The sequence below is a fragment of the Shewanella sp. MMG014 genome (genome assembly GCF_018100775.1).
In the GTDB taxonomy this organism is placed as follows: Bacteria; Pseudomonadota; Gammaproteobacteria; order Enterobacterales; family Shewanellaceae; genus Shewanella; species Shewanella japonica.
The window spans coordinates 170998-190125 of the sequence record NZ_JAGJDZ010000008.1; the positions used below are offsets into that span (position 1 = coordinate 170998).

General features: G+C 38.5%; 16 protein-coding genes and 2 tRNA genes. 14 read left to right on the forward strand and 4 right to left on the reverse strand.

All coding sequences use genetic code 11. The features are described 5' to 3' along the window. Window positions 1–227 precede the first annotated feature (227 nt). The 6 genes from J8L86_RS14155 (at window position 228) to J8L86_RS14180 (ending at window position 8345) form a co-directional block, all read left to right on the forward strand. On the forward strand, window positions 228–1211 hold the full coding sequence (locus J8L86_RS14155; RefSeq protein WP_247663409.1) for a Gfo/Idh/MocA family oxidoreductase: 984 nt from the start codon (window positions 228–230) through the stop codon (window positions 1209–1211). A 64-nt stretch (window positions 1212–1275) separates the two neighbouring features. After that, window positions 1276–1758 (forward strand): GNAT family N-acetyltransferase, encoded by a 483-nt coding sequence (locus J8L86_RS14160; RefSeq protein WP_065108238.1) that lies wholly within the window; start codon window positions 1276–1278, stop codon window positions 1756–1758. A 269-nt stretch (window positions 1759–2027) separates the two neighbouring features. Further along, a complete protein-coding gene (locus tag J8L86_RS14165; protein WP_065108237.1) occupies window positions 2028–3086 on the forward strand; it encodes a LacI family DNA-binding transcriptional regulator in 1059 nt (352 codons plus the stop codon). Between the two features lie 260 nt (window positions 3087–3346). Beyond that, a complete protein-coding gene (locus J8L86_RS14170) occupies window positions 3347–4954 on the forward strand; it encodes a glycoside hydrolase family 43 protein (protein ID WP_211030858.1) in 1608 nt (535 codons plus the stop codon). Between the two features lie 228 nt (window positions 4955–5182). Continuing rightward, window positions 5183–6331 carry a GGDEF domain-containing protein gene (locus J8L86_RS14175; RefSeq protein WP_211030859.1) on the forward strand — a complete coding sequence of 383 codons (1149 nt, stop codon included), beginning with the start codon at window positions 5183–5185 and terminating at the stop codon, window positions 6329–6331. Between the two features lie 367 nt (window positions 6332–6698). Then, window positions 6699–8345, forward strand: coding sequence for a methyl-accepting chemotaxis protein (locus J8L86_RS14180; RefSeq protein WP_065108234.1), 1647 nt, complete (start codon window positions 6699–6701; stop codon window positions 8343–8345). Window positions 8346–8708: 363 nt separating this feature from the next. Here J8L86_RS14180 and J8L86_RS14185 read toward each other — a convergent pair whose 3' ends face one another. Then, a complete protein-coding gene (locus J8L86_RS14185) occupies window positions 8709–9023 on the reverse strand; it encodes a hypothetical protein (protein ID WP_055024481.1) in 315 nt (104 codons plus the stop codon). Window positions 9024–9207: 184 nt separating this feature from the next. Between J8L86_RS14185 and J8L86_RS14190 the strand changes: the two genes are divergently transcribed. The 3 genes from J8L86_RS14190 (at window position 9208) to J8L86_RS14200 (ending at window position 12130) form a co-directional block, all read left to right on the forward strand. After that, window positions 9208–9702, forward strand: a complete 495-nt coding sequence (locus J8L86_RS14190) for a putative 4-hydroxy-4-methyl-2-oxoglutarate aldolase (RefSeq protein WP_065108233.1) — start codon at window positions 9208–9210, stop codon at window positions 9700–9702. A gap of 62 nt (window positions 9703–9764) precedes the next feature. Then, the gene (locus tag J8L86_RS14195) at window positions 9765–11585 is read left to right on the forward strand and encodes an AsmA family protein (protein ID WP_211030860.1); all 1821 of its coding nucleotides are present in this window, start codon (window positions 9765–9767) and stop codon (window positions 11583–11585) included. Further along, the gene (locus tag J8L86_RS14200; RefSeq protein WP_055024484.1) at window positions 11585–12130 is read left to right on the forward strand and encodes a BsuPI-related putative proteinase inhibitor; all 546 of its coding nucleotides are present in this window, start codon (window positions 11585–11587) and stop codon (window positions 12128–12130) included. Before J8L86_RS14195 ends, J8L86_RS14200 begins: the two co-directional genes overlap by 1 nt. Window positions 12131–12307: 177 nt before the next feature. Here J8L86_RS14200 and J8L86_RS14205 read toward each other — a convergent pair whose 3' ends face one another. Further along, window positions 12308–13825, reverse strand: coding sequence for a LysM peptidoglycan-binding domain-containing protein (locus J8L86_RS14205; RefSeq protein ID WP_065108231.1), 1518 nt, complete (start codon window positions 13823–13825; stop codon window positions 12308–12310). Window positions 13826–13968: 143 nt separating this feature from the next. After that, window positions 13969–14745, reverse strand: a complete 777-nt coding sequence (gene gloB / locus J8L86_RS14210) for a hydroxyacylglutathione hydrolase (protein ID WP_211030861.1) — start codon at window positions 14743–14745, stop codon at window positions 13969–13971. A gap of 315 nt (window positions 14746–15060) precedes the next feature. Between gloB and J8L86_RS14215 the strand changes: the two genes are divergently transcribed. Continuing rightward, window positions 15061–15786, forward strand: coding sequence for a class I SAM-dependent methyltransferase (locus J8L86_RS14215; RefSeq protein WP_211030862.1), 726 nt, complete (start codon window positions 15061–15063; stop codon window positions 15784–15786). A 5-nt stretch (window positions 15787–15791) separates the two neighbouring features. Here the strand turns inward: J8L86_RS14215 and rnhA are convergent, their stop codons facing one another. Then, window positions 15792–16265 (reverse strand): ribonuclease HI, encoded by a 474-nt coding sequence (gene rnhA, locus J8L86_RS14220; protein ID WP_080915567.1) that lies wholly within the window; start codon window positions 16263–16265, stop codon window positions 15792–15794. A 68-nt stretch (window positions 16266–16333) separates the two neighbouring features. On the opposite strand from rnhA, the gene dnaQ reads away from it, so the two are divergent. The 4 genes from dnaQ to J8L86_RS14240 all read left to right on the forward strand — a co-directional run bounded on the left by dnaQ (window position 16334) and on the right by J8L86_RS14240 (window position 19001). Further along, the gene (gene dnaQ, locus J8L86_RS14225; RefSeq protein WP_211030863.1) at window positions 16334–17068 is read left to right on the forward strand and encodes a DNA polymerase III subunit epsilon; all 735 of its coding nucleotides are present in this window, start codon (window positions 16334–16336) and stop codon (window positions 17066–17068) included. Between the two features lie 3 nt (window positions 17069–17071). Further along, a complete protein-coding gene (locus tag J8L86_RS14230; protein WP_211030864.1) occupies window positions 17072–18367 on the forward strand; it encodes a TIGR03503 family protein in 1296 nt (431 codons plus the stop codon). A gap of 430 nt (window positions 18368–18797) precedes the next feature. Continuing rightward, window positions 18798–18874: transfer RNA gene (locus J8L86_RS14235), tRNA-Asp, on the forward strand. A gap of 50 nt (window positions 18875–18924) precedes the next feature. Continuing rightward, window positions 18925–19001, forward strand: a tRNA-Asp gene (locus J8L86_RS14240). The last annotated feature ends 127 nt before the right edge of the window (window positions 19002–19128 follow it).

The window sequence follows — 19128 nt, forward strand, 5'->3', positions numbered from 1 at the left end:
TTTGGTTGTCGTATTGATAAACCGCCGTTAATACTAATTAACGGCTTTTTTATTGTCGTGACCGTTAATCGCCAATAGTATAAAAATAGATAATGATAAAAGTTAATCTTGCTCATGCCTTTCATTAAATGGATAAGCTTGGACTATTATTTGGGTTTAAAAAGTTACGGAAGATTATTGATTATATTTTATCCATGGGACTCAGAACAATCAGAGTGGGATAAATAATGAACAAACAAGGATTAGAAATGAAGCAAGTTAGCTGGGGAATTATTGGGGCAGGTAGGATTGCTCATCAATTTGCTGCAGATATGTCATATGTCGACAATAGCAGATTATATGCCATCGCAGCACGTGACTCTAAAAGAGCTGAAGCTTTTAAGACGCAATATGATATTTGTCAATCTTACGGAGATTATGACAGTTTATTCAATGATGAAAATGTCGATGCTATTTATATTGCGACCCCACACAATTTTCATTTCGAGCAAGCAAAGGCTGCAATTCTGGCAGGAAAGGCCGTACTGTGTGAAAAGCCAATAACCATCTCTACTGAAGAAGCAAAGGCACTTTATCAATTAGCAAAGCAAAAAAAAGTTTATTTGTTAGAAGGAATGTGGACGTATTTTTTACCAGCGATTCAGCAAGCAAAGCAATGGGTTAAAGAAGGACATATTGGCAATTTAATGCACATTAAAGCTGATTTTGGTTATCCGCAGCCTTATGAACCTAACTCAAGAGAGTATGCCAAAGAGCTTGCTGGTGGCTGTGTATATGATATGGGAGTATATCCTATTGCCATTACTCAACTTTTCATTAATGAAACGCCAATATCAGGATTTGTTACCTCACATCTGGCACCTAATGGAATCGAAAATGATGCAGCTTTCATATTTGAATATGAAAATGTAACGGCCACCTTAGCCACATCTTTTAGATGTAAATTACAAAATTGGGCTTACATCATTGGTGACAAAGGTTATATTGCTATTCCAGATTTTTGGCGAGCAAGTGAGTGCTTTTTATATCAGGGAGATGAATTAATCTCGGAGTTTACTGATAAACGTAAAAGTATCGGTTTTAATTTTGAAATAGAAGCTGCTGCAAACGATATTTTGGCAGGTAAACTCTCATCTAATATAGTGACTGAGCATATGTCATTAGCATTTCAAGCACGGATGGAATGGATCAAATCCCAAATAAACCAATAGTTTTTTGACTCGAAGATACCTTTTGAGTTTGACAAAGTGCTAGTTAATTTGGAGTGGAGTAAAAATGAATATTGAAATCAAACCGATCACACCAAATCAAGATCAGACCGTTGCAGATATTATTGCAAAAGTAGGTACAGAATTTGGTGCAATTGGGGAGGGGTTTGGTCCTTCAGATCCTGAAGTAAGTCAAATGAGCCGTTATTATTCTTTAGAAAATAAAAGCCAATATTATGTAGCAACATTAAATGGCCAAATTGTGGGATGCGGTGGAATAGCAAAGTTTAATGACAGTGAGCAGACTTGTGAATTACGAAAATTGTTCCTGTTACCAGAATCAAGAGGCTTTGGCATTGGTAGAAAACTTACTAAAGTGTGTTTGGATTTTGCGCAATCTCAAGGATACGAGCAGTGCTATTTAGATACCTTGGCATCAATGAAAGCTGCTATTTCTTTATATGAATCTATGGGATTTACACATTTAGATAAGCCTCTTACAGGAACTATTCATGGTGGCTGTGATATATGGATGCTTAAGCGTTTTTAATAACATAGTGCTTAAGACGCAAGCAATGATTAATCGTTTTTGTAAGTTATCGGTATCATAATTATTCTTGTTTGGCACTTTATAAGATTAATGTTACTTATTGCTATGTTTCTATTCGTTTTATATTGATATGTTTTGTCTTAATAAAGCATAAACAGATAATTTTAATATGTTCAAACTGGGTTATTTGTTGAGTAATCCTGTTATTTTTTCCTTCGTATTGTTACATTTGAATTTCGTAACATTTTTAAGCTGCTGACGAGTCTGTAATGAGTCCAATAAGTAAGAGTAATTCAAAAACAAAGTCCACGATTCAGGATGTTGCTGAATTAGCTGGTGTATCAAAAATGACAGTTTCTCGAGTGTTGAACAATGATGAAAAGGTCAGTGATAAAACGCGTTTAAAAGTTAAAGAGGCGGCTAATAAATTACATTACAGACCAAATATTTCGGCTCGTCGCTTAGCCAGTGCAAAATCTTACTTCATTGGATTACTGTACGAAAACCCTAGCCAAGGTGGTTATGTCAGTCAGTTTATGATGTCAGCGTTAAAAAGCTGTCGGCAGCGTGGTTATCATTTAGTCGTCGATGAATGTGAAGGGACTCAGGTAGAAAAACTGACTATTACTCGTGATCTCGTTGAAGAAACCCGTGTCGATGGCGTCATTTTATTGCCGCCATTTTGCAATAATATTGAAATTCTAAATGAGCTTAAAGCATTGAACGTTCCTTACATTCGTGTTTCACCTGATGTCGAGCTGACTCAATCCCCATTTGTTTGTATGGATGATTATCAAGCCGCTTTTGAAATGACGAATCTATTGATAGAGCAAGGGCATAGAGATATAGCGTTTATTATTGGCCATCCAGATGTAGGAGCAAGTCGATTACGTTATCAAGGCTTCTTAGATGCAATGCGTTCAAATAAGTTAACTATACCGCCAGAATACATCGAGCAAGGTTTGTTCAGTTATAAATCTGGATTAAGCGCGGCTAAGGCGTTGTTAACTTGTAATAATATGCCAACAGCTATTTTCGCAAGTAATGATGATATGGCGGCAGCGGTTATCTCTGTGGCAAATTCTTTAGGGATACAAGTCCCTCAGCAGCTTAGTGTCGTAGGTTATGATGATACGCCAATAGCGACGACGATTTGGCCCAACATTACAACGGTTAAGCAACCAATTGAAGCCATGGCAGAAGCTGCAATAGCAATGTTGACGACAGGAAAGTTTGATCAAGGCTTGAGTGATAAATTGTCTGACTTACGCCACGTGCTTGATTTTGAATTAAAACAGCGTGATTCAACGAGCCGGGTTAAGTCATAGCTCATTCCTAACGCCTGACCACACCACACCAAGTGAATTTTATTAGCAGCAATTATTTGCTGCTTTTTTGTGTCACCTCGTCTGTTGTCCCTCTTCATCATTTACAATGCTTTTATTTGTCAAATTGACACTAAGCTAATTTGGTAATATGTTATCGTTAACATATGCAAGTTGTATCATACTGTTAACATCCAGTTGTTTTATATTGGCGATTAAAAGAGTGTGAAAGCATTTAACTTATCAAACTGAAAAGGTGAGCTATGAATTTACCCGATATTAATCCCATATTGCCAGGGTTTAATCCAGATCCAAGTATTGTACGTGTGAATGATGATTACTATATCGCTGTATCAACATTTGAGTGGTATCCAGGCGTACAAATCTATCATTCAACAGATTTGGTTAATTGGACCTTAGTCCATCGACCGTTAAATCGAGCTGATTTATTAGATATGACTGGTGTTCCAGACTCATGTGGTATTTGGGCACCATGTCTTACACACAATAATGGTAAGTTCTATCTTATTTATACCAACGTCAAACGATTTGATGGCAACTTTAAAGATTCACCTAATTATTTAACTACCTGTGAAACAATCGATGGAGAGTGGACTCGTCCGGTTTATCTCAATAGTAGTGGCTTTGATCCATCTTTATTTCACGATGACGATGGGAAAAAGTGGCTATTGAATATGGTTTGGGATTATCGGCCAGATAGAAGTTTCTTCGGCGGTATCGCTTTACAACAATATTGCGATAAAACAGAAAGATTAATTGGCGAATCGAAAATTATTTTTACGGGTACAGAGTTCGGGTTAACTGAAGGGCCTCATTTATATAAAAAAAATGGTTACTATTATTTATTAACTGCTGAGGGGGGGACTGGGTACGAACATGTTTGTACTATGGCCCGTTCAAAACATATCGATGGCCCTTATGACGTTGATCCTCAAGGTCCTATCGTAGCAACGGTTCCTCTTTTACAGCACAAATTGCAACGTAATGGTCATGGTAGCTTAGTAGAAAGTAAAGAAGGGGAATGGTATTTAGCCCATCTGACTTCTAGACCACTTGATATTGAACAACCTACATCACAGCGTCGCAGTCCTATGGGCAGAGAAACAGCAATAGAATCTGTTCAATATACCGATGATGGTTGGTTTAGGTTAGCGACTAACTCATCGCAGGCACAATTAAATCCAATTGGATTAACAGCTAAACCGCAGAGAGATTTCTCGTTTAGAGATGAGTTCACAGATAGATTTATCGCGGATCAATTTCAATGGCTTAGAAGTCCAACCCCTGAAAACTTTGTAAGCACAACCCGTAAACCAGGTAGCTTATTGCTGACAGGAATGCATTCATTAGGTAGCACATTTGAGCAAGCGTTGGTTGCGACAAGGCAGCGTCATTTTTCATTTGTTGCTCAAACCAAAATCATGTTTGAATCTAACCACTTTCAGCAAACCGCAGGATTAATTTGTTATTACAACGCTCATAAATTTCATTATTTATATTTATCTTATGATGAAAAAATTGGGCTAAACCTAGATATTATGAGCTGTGAAGGTGAGCAAAGTTTAGATCTTGTATTTCCAATATTTGAACAGCGTATTCCCTTGTTACAGTCATCGGTTTATCTACGAGCAGATGTGCACTATGAAACACTTAAATTTGAATACTCATTAAATGGAGCTGACTGGTTTCACATTGCGTCTTTAGATTACAGTTTAATTTCTGATGAAGCAGGCAAAGGAGAAGGTTCCAGTTTTACTGGTGCATTTGTTGGTTTATGTGCTCAAGATTTAACTGGGCAAAACACAGTTGCAGAGTTTAGCTACTTTGACTACAAAGAACGCCACCAATAGGAATGGACATACATACTTTCTGACTTAATGTGAATAACATGGCGATAGAATTTGTGTTATTCACATTATTGAGTGGTGTGGTAAATTTATGTCATATTTATTCAATCATATGGAGGATGATTTCGTAGCTAGTATTTGAAAACTTTGCTATATATAAAGACATAATATTAATAATGTTTTACCTGTTTTTGCTGCTTTTAAGCAAAATTTAGGAAAAATGGGTAGTCTATGTTCGACTTTATTTTACGGCCTTTTCATCAAAAACTAACCGGCTTTTCGTTATTGCGTTTTAAGCATTATCACGTCCATCAAGTCATGTTGCCGTATTCCGGTTTTTTGTTATCTGTCATTCCTATTTATCTTTTATTTGGCCTTTTAGATTACCAGCACATAACTGAGCATGCTTGGGTTGCGACGCTCAGCAGAGTCTTCTTATCGATACTTTGCATCGTGGTGTTAATTACTTTGCGGCGTTATGCATCCAAGTATTTAGAGCTCGCCGAGCTGTTTTTAGTGTTAACGGTATACGTGTCGATTATTACTATCGGAAAATTGGCGATGACCCAAGGTAATTTTGATTATCAATCAGGTGGCGTGTTAGTCATGGTTTACATCGGGGCATTATCTCGAATGCCATTTAAGCTGAGCCTATTTGGTTTATCACTGATGTTGTTGAGTTATTTACTGGTAATCGCACCAGATAGAATTGGACAAGATTATGCTGAAGAGCTCGATAGAATATCTATCTTTTTTGCTGTGTTCCTAATTAGTTTAGTGGCTAGCTTACGCCGAGATTCTGAAACTCGTAAAAGCTTCCAGCAGTTTAGCCAAATTAGAAGCCAACAGTTACGGCTTAGAGCAAGTCAGAAAAAATTAGCGTTGCAAACAGTTACGGATCCATTAACCGAGCTTAAAAACCGTTTGTATTTAACTAAAAATGGTCCGCAAATTGAACAAAGCGCACAACACACGAATAAACCATTAAGCGTGTTAATGATAGATATTGATAACTTCAAATCAATTAATGATACCTATGGCCACCAAGTAGGCGACAATGTGATTTATGGAGTAGCGCAAATTATACGTCAACATTGCGGTCGGTATACTGGAATGAATGTACGATACGGAGGAGAAGAGTTTTTATCTGTTTTTCAGTGCTTCAATGAGCAACAGTTATGTCAGATTGCAGAGAAAATCTTAGATGATGTTCCCAAATTGTATTGGCCGAATACCAACCTCAGGGTCACGATTTCTATTGGGGCGTCAATAGATGTAAAACAACGTTGGGATTTGAACGAGTTGATTTCTCATGGTGATAAAGCCTTATATCGTGCAAAACAGAATGGTAAAAATCAGATTCAATTGATAACGCAGTAATGCACGTCATCTAGTGATGACCTTAGTTAACTTTTGCTTAATGTTTACTATTATTTTTTGATGAACACCTTTTCGACAAGCGTTATTACATCGCGAACACCTCTCACTATTCTATATTTAATTATTCTATTCACCACGAATCATTTGCGGCTTACGCATAGTTGCTGAGTTTATTGATTGATTTTTATTCATGTGCTTTGCTAAATAATTTCTTTAATCGGTCGATTATAAGGAATAAGGTATGTTGATAAGCTAAATTTGAATGATGATTGTTTGGGGAAATAACAATCAATTCATTACTTATTCATTAGCTTTAACCATAGTCTAGTTTGTCTCGATATTTATTCTAATAATACGGTGAACGACAATGAATGCTATAGATCATTTTTTTCGTAAAACGAGTATTTCTAACCGCTTGATGGCCATGATTATGGTTGCAGCTTTTGCAACTGTGCTCATGTTTTTGTTCGCTTTTAACCGTATCGAAAATGTATTGGTGCAAGAAAAGCAGGCCAAACTTACTGGTATTATTGAGGTCGCAAGCTCTGTCATCAATCAGTTTTATTTGGCTTCTGAGCAAGGTGATATGTCGGAGGCAGAAGCGAAACTTGCTGCTATTAATGCCTTAGATAATTTACGTTATTCTGGTAATGAATATTTTTTTACCGTTGATACCAGTGGGGTCATGGTACAACACGCATTTGCGAAAAAACTCATCAATACAAATGTGTTATCAATGCGTGACCCTGATAATGTGCCGTTATTTCAATTAATGATTGAACGTACTCATAATGCCAAAAACGCCACGGTTAACTACATGTGGAATAAACCCAATCAAGATACTCCTAGCCCTAAAATGAGTGTTGTGGAACGTTTTACTCCATGGGGATGGGTCGTTGGTACGGGGATTTATATCGACGATATCCAAACGCAAAAAACTGAATTTTTGATGCAATATTTATTTTTACTCTTATTGGTTTGGTTACCGATCCTGATTATTTTGTTTGTTATCACTAAAAGTATTTCAAAGCCGATGCAACAGACTATTTCAGCTTTTGAGAATATTGCTAAAGGTGAAGGGGATTTGACACTGAGATTAGCCGAAGATGGTCAAGATGAACTTAACCAAATTGCCCATAATTTTAATATTTTCACAGACAAGATCCAAAATCTAGTATCTTCAGTTGCGGGAAATGTCACTCAAAGCCAAGCTCTTGCTCAACAGCTTGCATCTATATCATCTGATGCGAATCAAGTGTCGAGTAATGTTCAAATGGAAACCGAAAATGTTGCTACTGCGATAAATGAAATGTCGATGACAGCCGCAGAAGTTGCGTCAAATGCACAAGCTGCTGCACAGAGTGCAAATATTGCCGACACTGAAGCCGACAATACTGCCATGATTGTAGATAAGGCAATGTCAAAAATTGGTGATTTGTCTTCTGAGCTACAACAAACCGAATCTGTTGCAAAAGGCCTGAAAGTTAGCTCAAGCCAGATTGGGCAAATATTAGATGTTATTGTTGGTATTGCTGAGCAAACCAATTTATTGGCATTGAATGCTGCTATTGAAGCCGCTCGTGCTGGTGAAGCGGGTCGAGGCTTTGCTGTGGTTGCCGATGAGGTTAGAACGCTTGCTAGTAGAACGCAAGATTCAACCCGTGAAATCAATGGCATTATTGACGCTATTAGAGAGGCTATTGAAGATGTAAACCATTCAGTAGAACGGGCTTTAACACAGTCAGATGAAACCGTTGGTGAAACGCAAAAAGTAGAACAAGCACTTCATTCAATTAAGTCAGCGATTGGGGATATTTCTCAAATGAATATTCAAATAGCAGGTGCAACAGAAGAGCAAAGTGCAGTGATTTCAGAATTAAATATGAATATTACCCGCATTAATGATATGTCGGTAGAGAATAAAAATCATAACGAGAAATTACTGGATAGTAGTGACAATATAGCAAAAGGCTCAAATGAGCTTGAAAACATAGTAGGGCAGTTTAAAGTGTAAACCATAAATAGTCTTATTGATGAACACCTCGCATTTATAAACTAATAAAGCCTTGTTGGAAATATTCAACAAGGTTTTCTTATTCGAACTTGTAAATGCAAATTTATTTCATTTTTGTTAACTGTTTATGGTTAATTTACATAGCTGACTAATTGATATTTGCGTTAAACACATTAAAAATAACATAAGCTATCTGATAGACCACTTATGGGGTTAGAAATGAGTGCTAGACTGGAGTGGAGATTTAATGCTGCATATATAATACAGCACATATAAATCAACGATGGTCGATAGTAGTTAGCAAAGGGTAGTTATCGAGGAAGATGAATCGGTATTAAGCCAATTAATTAGTAAGCCCAGTCATTACTGGTGTTTCAACTTATTCATTATGTTGATAACGTCTTGATACGAGATTTTATACTCTCTTGATAACTGGATGATTTTTGCTTTGTAGGTTTGAATATGTTCTTGCTTTACCAATTCAGTTTGTTTTTCTTCGACAATTTCAGAAACCACTTCTTCTAAGATTTTTAAGCGTCGTAAACTGTAATCCAAAGAAGATAAATACGTCTTCATTTGCATTCTATTACGTGCATTCTCAAGATTTTTAGTTGTTCTATTTTCAAAATCTAATTCATCGAACGCATTTATTACATTTTGTAAATTGATATCAGTCATATTGAAAACTACTTAAAAGTTAATTGGTATTTCGCAATAAATGAGAAATTCAAATACTGCAATGTTTTCATCCATGAACAAGTAAAGTATAGGCGACAGTTTATTCAGATTAATGAATTGTTTCAATAGCTATGGACGTTTATATTATGAGGTAACCTATTCATTTTAGTACATGGAGTGTGAGATGTTAGATTTATTACCCGACTTATTTGACCATTACGAAAATAAACTGACTTTAGTTCAATCGAATTGGAACTCTTATGGTGGTAAAACTATTTTTTATGGCGAAGTGGTCACCGTTAAATGTTTTGAAGATAACTCTAAAGTTAAGTCAGTATTAGCTACACCGGGAAAAGGTAAAGTGCTAGTGGTTGATGGTGGTGGCGTCTGTCGACGGGCCTTATTGGGCGATATGATTGCGGAGTCTGCATTTAATAATGAATGGGAAGGGATAATCATTTATGGCGCAATCAGAGATGCAGGTACTATCGCTACCATAGATATTGGTGTGCAGGCACTTGCGACAAACCCAATTAAAACTGAGAAAAAAGATGTCGGTTTAATTGATGCTGCCATCAATATTGCTGGTGTCGATATTAAACCCAAGATGATGATCTATGCTGATATCAATGGTATTGCCATTGCTGAAAAACCTTTAGATTTAACGGTTTTGAGCTAAACTGTTACATAACAACATAGTAACGCTAAATTGAGAACCAATTTACTGACAAGGAAGCAAACATGAAGGCACTTAAATGGCTGTTAGGTATCGTGGCTGGGGTAATATTAATACTCGCAGTGTACTTAACGGTATTTTTTGATTTGAATAGTTTTAAGCCGCAAATTGTTGAGGCGGTTGAAAATCAAACTGGACGTACATTTGTCATTAAGGATGATTTGAGCTGGAGTGTATTCCCATCGATTGGCATAAAATTGGGTGGGATATCATTATCAAATCCAGAAAATTTTTCTGCTAACAACTTTGTTGAAGTGAATGAAGCTGTTGCCAACGTAGAATTAATGCCGTTATTAAGCCAAGAAGTTGAAATTGCGATGCTTTCATTAGATGGCTTAACGGTCAATATGATAACGCAAAAGGACGGTACCACGAGTATCGATGGTTTGAGTGGTGACAGTTCGGCAGCTGTGGCAGAAGACAAAACGACTGATTCAGCTGCTAAAACAAGTGTTGAACTACAAAGCTTACAAATTGGCGGAGTAGCAATCACCAATACCACTATTAATCTGATTGATGAAACGACAGATACGACTCAAGTCTTCAAGCTTAATAGCTTAACATTGGGTGAGTTTTCATTGGGTAATGACGCTGACTTTGCATATGACTTTTCAGCACAGCTTCCTGATATGACGGTTAACAGTAATGGTGAAGGTAAGCTAAATGTCAGTAAAGACTTGTCTAAATTAGCCATTAACGGCTTCACGGTTAATACTGATGTCAGCGGTAAGGGCATTCCTAATAATCAAGTATCCACGCAATTAGTGACAGATATAGCCGTTGCACTTGATTCACAAAACGTAGAAGTCATTATTAGCAAATTATCTGCAATGGAAATTGATGCTACAGGTAAGCTAAGTGTCAACTATGGTGCAAAAATCCCGAAAATAAACATGCAAATGGACTTTGGCGATATCGATGTGGATAAGTTAATGCCCGCTTCTGATGAGCAAACTCCAGCAGAAACAGAAAAGGTGGCGAGCACGGCACCTGCAACAGAGCCTGACTTATCCGCATTGAAAACCATTGATGTGACTATGGGCGTCACTATTAAGTCAATTAAAGTGGCTAATTTACTGACTCAAAATTGGAAAATGAACGCCACAGTTAAAGATGGTATCGCCAATTTGAGTGAATTTTCTGCAAACCTATATGAAGGTAGTATTCAAGCAACGGCAAAACTTGATGCACGCCAAAAAGTCGCAAGTTATCACTTTGAAGAATCATTGACTGGCGTACAATTCAGACCGCTACTAAAAGACGCTGCTGATGTGGATTTAATTTCAGGTGCAGCAAACTTCAAAGTTAAAGGCTCTGGTAAAAGTTTAATCCCTGACAATATAAAGAAAAACCTATTAGCGAAAGGGGATTTTGAAATCGCTGATGGTTCACTTTATGGGGTTAATATTCCGCAAATGATCCGCAGTGCGCAAGATAAACTCAAAGGTGATCTTTCTGCGAAAAATACTGAAGAGTTAAAAACAGATTTTACAAGTCTGACAGGTAGCTTTGATTTAAATAATGCAGTACTGACCAACCCTGATTTAGCGATGTCATCACCACTTATACGTTTAAGCGGTAATGGTAATGCCAATATAGACTCACAAACAGTAGATTATAAATTAACTACGTCTTTAGTGGGTTCTTTAGCAGGACAGGGTGGAGAAAAAGATGCATTAGCGGGCGTTGATATTCCGTTAACGATTACAGGTAGCATGCAAGACCCTAAATTTGGTATCGACACGAGTGCGTTATTTGATGCCAAAATAAAAGGTGAAACCGATAAGCTTAAAGATAGCTTGTTCAAAAAATTAGGAGGGTTTTAATGAAACGTTTTATAGGTTGCTTAAGTTTGCTGTTAGTGGGCTGTAGTACAACAAGTACAGATGTCACTGCACAAAACACGGATGTCGATACTGCGAAAGAGACTAAAAGTGTCGTAAAAGCAAAATCAATTTCGCTTGGTGCTGGAGTATCAACAATGGCAGAAACCTTATTAGTCGGCTTTTTAGAAGCTGAAACCTATACAGACTCTACTAAAGCAATGTCGGTAAAACATACGGCAACTAACAGTCAGAGTTATCCTGTTAGCTTGATGTTTAATTCAGGGATGACCGCTGATTTAGGACTTTATGATCCTAAAGGTCAACAAATTTGGTCTTCTTCTCAGGATATGATGTATACCCAAGCATTGCGTACTGTTACGTTAGCGCCAGCACAAACAATTGAAACTCGTTTTAGTGTACCTGCTGCTGTGATGGCAAAAGTGTCAGGACCGGGATATCGATTCAGTGTCAAGTTTGCCGGTAAAGCTGAAGAAAGTGCAATGCCAGTGATAAATGCAGGTTCAACACCTTTGGTTGTTAACTAGCATTTCGTTTCCATTAGCACTAATCAGCGTAAAAAAATGGCAAGTGATATTATCACTTGCCATTTTTATTGGTGGGATTTAAGTAGGTAAATAAAACCAATCATTTTTGGTTTAAGTAACCGATTCAAGCTTAACGAATCAGCACTGTTGTAATCAGTAATGAATAGCGTAACTCAATTAAGCGTTCACTTTTGATACATCAACAATTAAACGTAACATCTGTCCAGGCTGAATATATTTGGTGTTATGTAACTTATTCCACTTGATTAAGTCATCTACAGATACGTTAAATTTATTGGCAATACGGGCAAGTGAATCACCTGAGCGAACTTTGTAGTTAACTGTTCGCTCAGTTGCATTTGTTGATGCACGGCTACCAATTGTCAGTTCTTTTCCAATACTTAACGCGCCATTTTTAGGCAGACGGTTCCAGCGAATTAAATCATCGACCGAGACATTGTAACGCTTTGCGATAACCCACAGTGAATCGCCAGACTTCACTGTATAAGTGATATTCTTAGGTGTTAATTGATTTTGCGCTAATAACTGATCTGTTGTTAAATCAGCGCCTTCAGGTGGCACTGGGATAATTAAATATCTGCCAGCTCGAATATTGTTGTTTTTAAGATTATTACTTGAGCGAATAAACGATGCTGACGTATCGAAGCGTTTGGCGATATGACTGACAGTATCACCTGATTGAATCTTATAACGATGCCAATTGAGCTTGTCTTTTGGGTCAAGTTGCGCCAGTTTTTGCTCAAATACATCTCTTTTGTCATAAGGCAGCACTAGAGTGTGCGGGCCTTCTGGTGACGTGGCCCAGCGATCAAGACCAGGGTTAAGTGCTTTAAGTTGGTTTATGTTCATGTCCGCTAAATCAGCAGCCAGTTTTAAATCAATTTGGCTTTGGGTATCGACAACGGCGATATGTGGCTCATTAGCGATAGGTGTTAAGGTAATGCCGTATTTATCGGCATTTTTGATGACATCGGATAAAGCGATGAGTTGCGGGACGTAACGTCGGGTTTCTCGAGGTAATGATAATGCCCAAAATTCAGTGCTTTTACCTGCGGCTTTATTTCTGCGAACGGCATTATTTACTCTGCCTTCACCAGTGTTATACGCTGCTATGGCATACAACCAGTTTTCGCCAGTTCTGTCGTAAAGATATTCTAGAAAATCTAACGCAGCAGTCGTCGCCGCAGGTACATCTCTGCGTCCGTCGTACCACCAATCACTTTTTACCCCAAAATGATTCGATATTGGGGTCGTGAGCTGCCAAAGCCCCGAAGCTGCACTTGCTGAATAAGCAGATGGGTCAAATGAGCTTTCAACGATGGGCAATAGCGCAATTTCAATTGGCATGTCACGCTTTTCAAGCTCTTCTACAATGTAATGTAAGTATGGCTCAGCCCGTTGTGAAACGATTTCCAAATGCCTTGGGTTCGCCAAATACCAGTCACGATATTGATTGACGAGCTTTTGGTCATCAATCGGCATTTTCATCTGTAGGCTAATGCGTTGCCATACATCTGTGATCTCGACGGGCTTTTCAACTTTAACGACCGTTTCTTCAGACTCTACTGGCTTTTGAATGGTAATAGGCTCTTTAGCCGGCTTAGGTGTTGTTAGTGTTTGACAGCCACTTAAAAAGGCCACACCACCAACGATAAAATATAAAGATTTATGCATCAAAAACGAAATTCCTAAGTCTTGCAAAACTGACATGTTTAGTACGTCAGCCTAAAGTATTGGTCAAAATTGAAGCGGCATTGTAGAGCAAAATGCGCTAATTGTCTTTGTTAAGTTAACCTGCGTGGGATATCAAGCCTAAACTAAAAGTGATTCTTCCATTCTCTGAGAAGAGTAAATGTTTGTAGTTCAGTCAAATTTTGTTGATTAAACTGCTTTGAAATAGATTGTTTGATTTCTGTACTATCACTTCGTAAAAATGGATTAATTGCTAATTCTGTTGCAATGGTAGACGGGATTGTTGAAATATTGTTCTGTCTTGCTGCTGCAACTTTTTGCTCGTATTGCAGTAAAGCTGTGTTATTAGGCTCTACCGCGACCGCAAAAGTGATGTTAGCTTGGGTGTATTCATGTGCACAGTACACTTTTGTGTTGCCATTTAGTTTGGTCAATTTTGCCAATGACGCTGCCATTTGCTCAGGCGTTCCTTCAAATAATCGACCACAGCCGCCACTAAATAAGGTATCTCCGCAAAATAGAGCATCATCAATGCAATAGGCGATATGGCCGAGTGTATGTCCTGGTACCATAAGTACCTGCACTGACGAATTGATAAAAGGTAATGTCAGGGCTTGTTCGCATTCAATAGGATGAGTTACGCCTGAGATGTTTTCTTTTTGAGGACCATATACGCTTAGTTGTTCGTTGTAAGCTTGCTGTAAACCTGCGATACCGCCAGTATGATCTGCATGGTGATGTGTGATTAGAATACCGACTAATTCAAGGTCTGTGTCATTGATATGATCTAACACACTTTGACTACATCCAGGATCGACAACGTAAGCTTTATTGGTTCCTTGCTGATGAATTAACCAGATATAGTTATCATTAAATGCGGGAATAGCGTTAACAGAAAGCATGATTTAACCTTAGTAAAATATGTCGATACAGAGTAACGGATTATTGGAAGCTCGCCAAATGTTGATCAACAGTATGATGGGCCTTGTTGGGTGAATACACTCTCTCAATAAACAGTGCACTCTATATGTTGACTTTGATTAAACACTGTCATTTAACAAGAAGTAAAGGCGACGTTATTGCCACTAGAATAAAGAATGTCATCAATTTTACTTATTGATCTCAAAACAATAAATATTTTGTTATCCCTTGACGACTTTGGGTTATAAATCGTTATACTCAATTATCGATATGTATTTATAAGGGGCTGGGCGTTTATGTCGATTCACCACAAACCGCAACAGTGGCATCAATTACCCTGTGGTGATGAAATACAATTGGCTGTAGAACAGCGCTTAGCAAGTTGGTGGCCAAGAATATTCGGCTACCATTTATTAAAATTAGGCCCTTTAAGTCATCAAATCTCCAGCTTAAATTGTAATATCTCTCGCCATTTTTCTATTCATGAGGAAGAAGGTGCTTCGATTATTGCTGATCCACATCACTTACCTTTACAAAGTGGATCAATGGATGCGGTTTTAATGAGTTTCTTAATTGAGTTTGAACAAGATCCTTATCGACTACTACGTGAAGTCGATAGGGTAATGATTTGTGGTGGTTATATTTTCATTTGTGGCCTAAACCCGGTAAGCACGGCATTTGCGGGTAAATTGTTACCTAAGTACCAAACTCAAATTCCTTGGTCTGGGCAATTTTTTATGCCTGCTCGAGTCAAAGATTGGTTAGGCTTGCTCGGTTATCAAATACTTCAAGATGAACGGTTTATTTATCACCCTTTAATAGGCGATATCAATCAAGGTAGTTGGTGGCAAAACCGCTTAGAGCGATGGCTACCAGGAATCGGCAGCGTCTATTTAATCGTTGCACGTAAAATGGACTCGCCATTAACACCTATACGAGAAAAGAAAAAAGCTCGAGCGCCGCAATGGGCCCAAGCATCAACAGCGGGGCGAACGGGTCATTCTAAACAGGCTAACCAATAATATGGCTAGTCTGCATTATAATTGACATCTTCTTGCTCGGGCTTTGCTTCAGCAGCCCATCGAGCTAAATCATCACAACGTTCGTTTTCTGCATGGCCAGCATGACCTTTAACCCAACGCCAATCCATTTGATGGATTTGGCTGACCTTATCTAAACGTTTCCATAAATCGACATTTTTTACTGGGGTCTTCGTTGAGGTAATCCAGCCCTTTTTTTTCCAACCGTGGATCCATTGCGTGATACCCTGTCGCATATATTGGCTATCACTGGTTAATATGACTTGGCAGGGCTCATACAAGGCTTCTAATGCGATGATTGGCGCGAGCAACTCCATTCTATTATTGGTGGTAAGCTTAAATCCGTCAGACATTTCTTTGGTTTGGCGTTTATATTTCATTACAATACCGTATCCGCCAGGACCTGGGTTTCCTAAACATGAGCCGTCAGTATAGATTTTGATAAGTTTTAGTTCTGACATTGAATTGTTACCATACGTTTGACCTTATTTCTGGCAATTATACCTAAACATTTATTAATGAGTTACCTATGAATATTATTTCTAGCGCAAGCCGTCAGGTTATTTTAGATACCGAAACAACAGGTATGAACCAAGCTGGTGGCCCTGTATATATTGGACATCGCATTATTGAAATTGGTTGTGTAGAAGTCATAGATAGAAAACTCACGGGCCGTACATATCACCAATACATCAACCCAGGTCAAGCAATTGACCCTGAAGCAATTGAAGTTCATGGCATCACTGACGAAAGGGTTGCCAAAGAGCCGCGTTTTCATCAAATTGCTCAAGAGTTTATCGACTTTATTGATGGAGCTGAAATTGTTGCACACAACGCTCCCTTCGATATCAGCTTTATGGATCATGAATTTGCTAACTTGCAGCCTAACGGACCGAAAACTGCCGACATCTGTGGCATTCTCGATTCATTAACCGTTGCTAAGCATTTACATCCTGGTCAAAAGAACAACTTGGATGCCTTATGTAAGCGCTATGGCATTGATAACTCAAGAAGAACCTATCACGGTGCATTACTCGATGCTGAAATCCTCGCAGATGTTTATTTAATCATGACGGGTGGACAAATTAAGTTTAATTTGTCCAATGAAAAAGCGGGTCAAGAGGCGGGTGGCATTCAGCTTATCAATCAAAATGAGTTTAATCTTAAAGTGATCTCTGCAACGGCCGATGAACTAGTATCACATGATCAACGTCTTGATTTAGTTCAAAAGTCAGGAAAGTGCCTCTGGAGAGGTGAAGCGTAGCCGATGACCGCATTAAAGCCGTATTGTTTATTGTTTATTTTGCTGATTGGGAATTTGATATCTCAATCGGCTTTTGCTGTTCCATACACTCAAGCGAGTGAACTCAAAAACCGTTTTCGAATTGATCATATGGTTGATGAGTTAACCTTGTTAGTACAGCGAGAATACGGCACTGCGCCTGTCATTGTCATTTTACCTGACGGCTCAAAATGGTATTCAGACCGTCACCCTGAATCAGTTAAGTGGGTTGATGGCTTTACTGGCGATATGATTAAAATCACCAAGCCTATGCCTGGCCCTTGGCAATTGCTGGGTAGTCTTGCTGAAGGCTCAAGTATTCAGAAAGTTTCAGAACTGGAAATCGAAGTTGAACCCATTCCGCAGCCTTTATATCAAGGTGAACGCCTAAAAGTCACTGCACGATTATTAGGTGACGGGTTAACCGTTAGATTACCTGGCTTAGATTTTATGGTGGAGTGGACCACAAAATTTGCAAGCCATCATAAAAACACCGATGCCAACTTTACAACGGGCACAATCATTGTCGGTTCGTATAAAGACAATGGCGAAGGATTAGATGAAGCACCTGATGATGGTGTGTTCACTGGTAAAAAGAATTTAAATCAGCCTTGGGGTAATTACACTTTAACAGTTGAAGCTCGTAATAATATCTTTCAGCGAGAAGTCAGTTATCCGTTCTATTTGTCTGAAAAACCAATTGAAGTCGACATTATTGAGCCAGAAGATAAGCTCAATGGTATTTGGCAGATTCAAGCGCTGGTCAATGAAGAAGCATTAAAGCTGGAACAAACGCATTTTCACTTTGATATTGTTGGTCCCGCAGGGCTTAAATTACCGCTAAGCTTTAATGAAGTGACGAGTACTGAAACATTGATTTCGATCCCTCAAGTGACTGACTTTGGTAGTTACCGAATTAAAGGCACTGCGGTATCTACAACAGTCGAAGGACGAGAAATAGTGCTCGATTTACCCGAGCAGTTTTTTAATCTCATCGAACCGCCAGCACCGCCACCTTCAGCTGAAGAGCTCGCTAGACGAGCAGCGATACAAGCTGCAAATGAAGAAGCTGCAGCTAAGGAAGAAGCTATCTTTTGGATCCTTGTCGTTAATGGCACTTTATTAGTCATTGGTATTCTAGGCTTAATCATTTGGCGGAAAAAACAAGCGCTTAATAAAGCATTAGCTGCGACTAAGCTGCGATTAGAGCAAGAGGGAGGCGAGAAGGAGGATGTCCCGTCTCTTGATGATCTTGATTTAACAATGCCAGATGAAAAGTAGTGTTATTTTGATGGTTGGATTTACATCCTCTTTATAAGGAGGATGAGTTGAGTGGTAAACGACTTTACAGATAGCCGCTGCAAAGCGGCTAGCTAATTCAGCAATAACAACCTTAACACCGACTGTGTATTGATGTTTTGTCCACAGGCTTTTTTAGCCTTTGTATTTTCATGCGTTATGTTTCTACTATTCTCATAAAACTAAAACTGATTTTAGTTAATTTAACAGTAAGTTTTTTAGTCCATCAGGCCTGCTTGTCGTTAGAATCCTGTCCCGCTTGAAATATTAACGCTATTCGATTTGCCAGTTTTATCATCAATAAGTGTATCTTTTAGCCTTTGCTGCGCATTTTTTAACTAAACAGACAAAAAGTTCAAAAAAATGGTTGACGGTTTTTCTCGACAACTTTATTATTCTTCGCAACTTAAGTGGAGCGGTAGTTCAGTTGGTTAGAATACCGGCCTGTCACGCCGGGGGTCGCGGGTTCGAGTCCCGTCCGCTCCGCCAGTTAAGTTACTTAAATTTTGTTTATCTGTATATACAGGTGACACAGTTTAGGAGCGGTAGTTCAGTTGGTTAGAATACCGGCCTGTCACGCCGGGGGTCGCGGGTTCGAGTCCCGTCCGCTCCGCCAAACAGATTAGCCCTTGTCGTAAGACAAGGGCTTTTTTGTGTCTTCAATTTAACCTACTGAATATACAATATTTATTGCCACTCTTAATACTAGCTCTTCAATGTTAATCAAATTCGATAAAATGCTA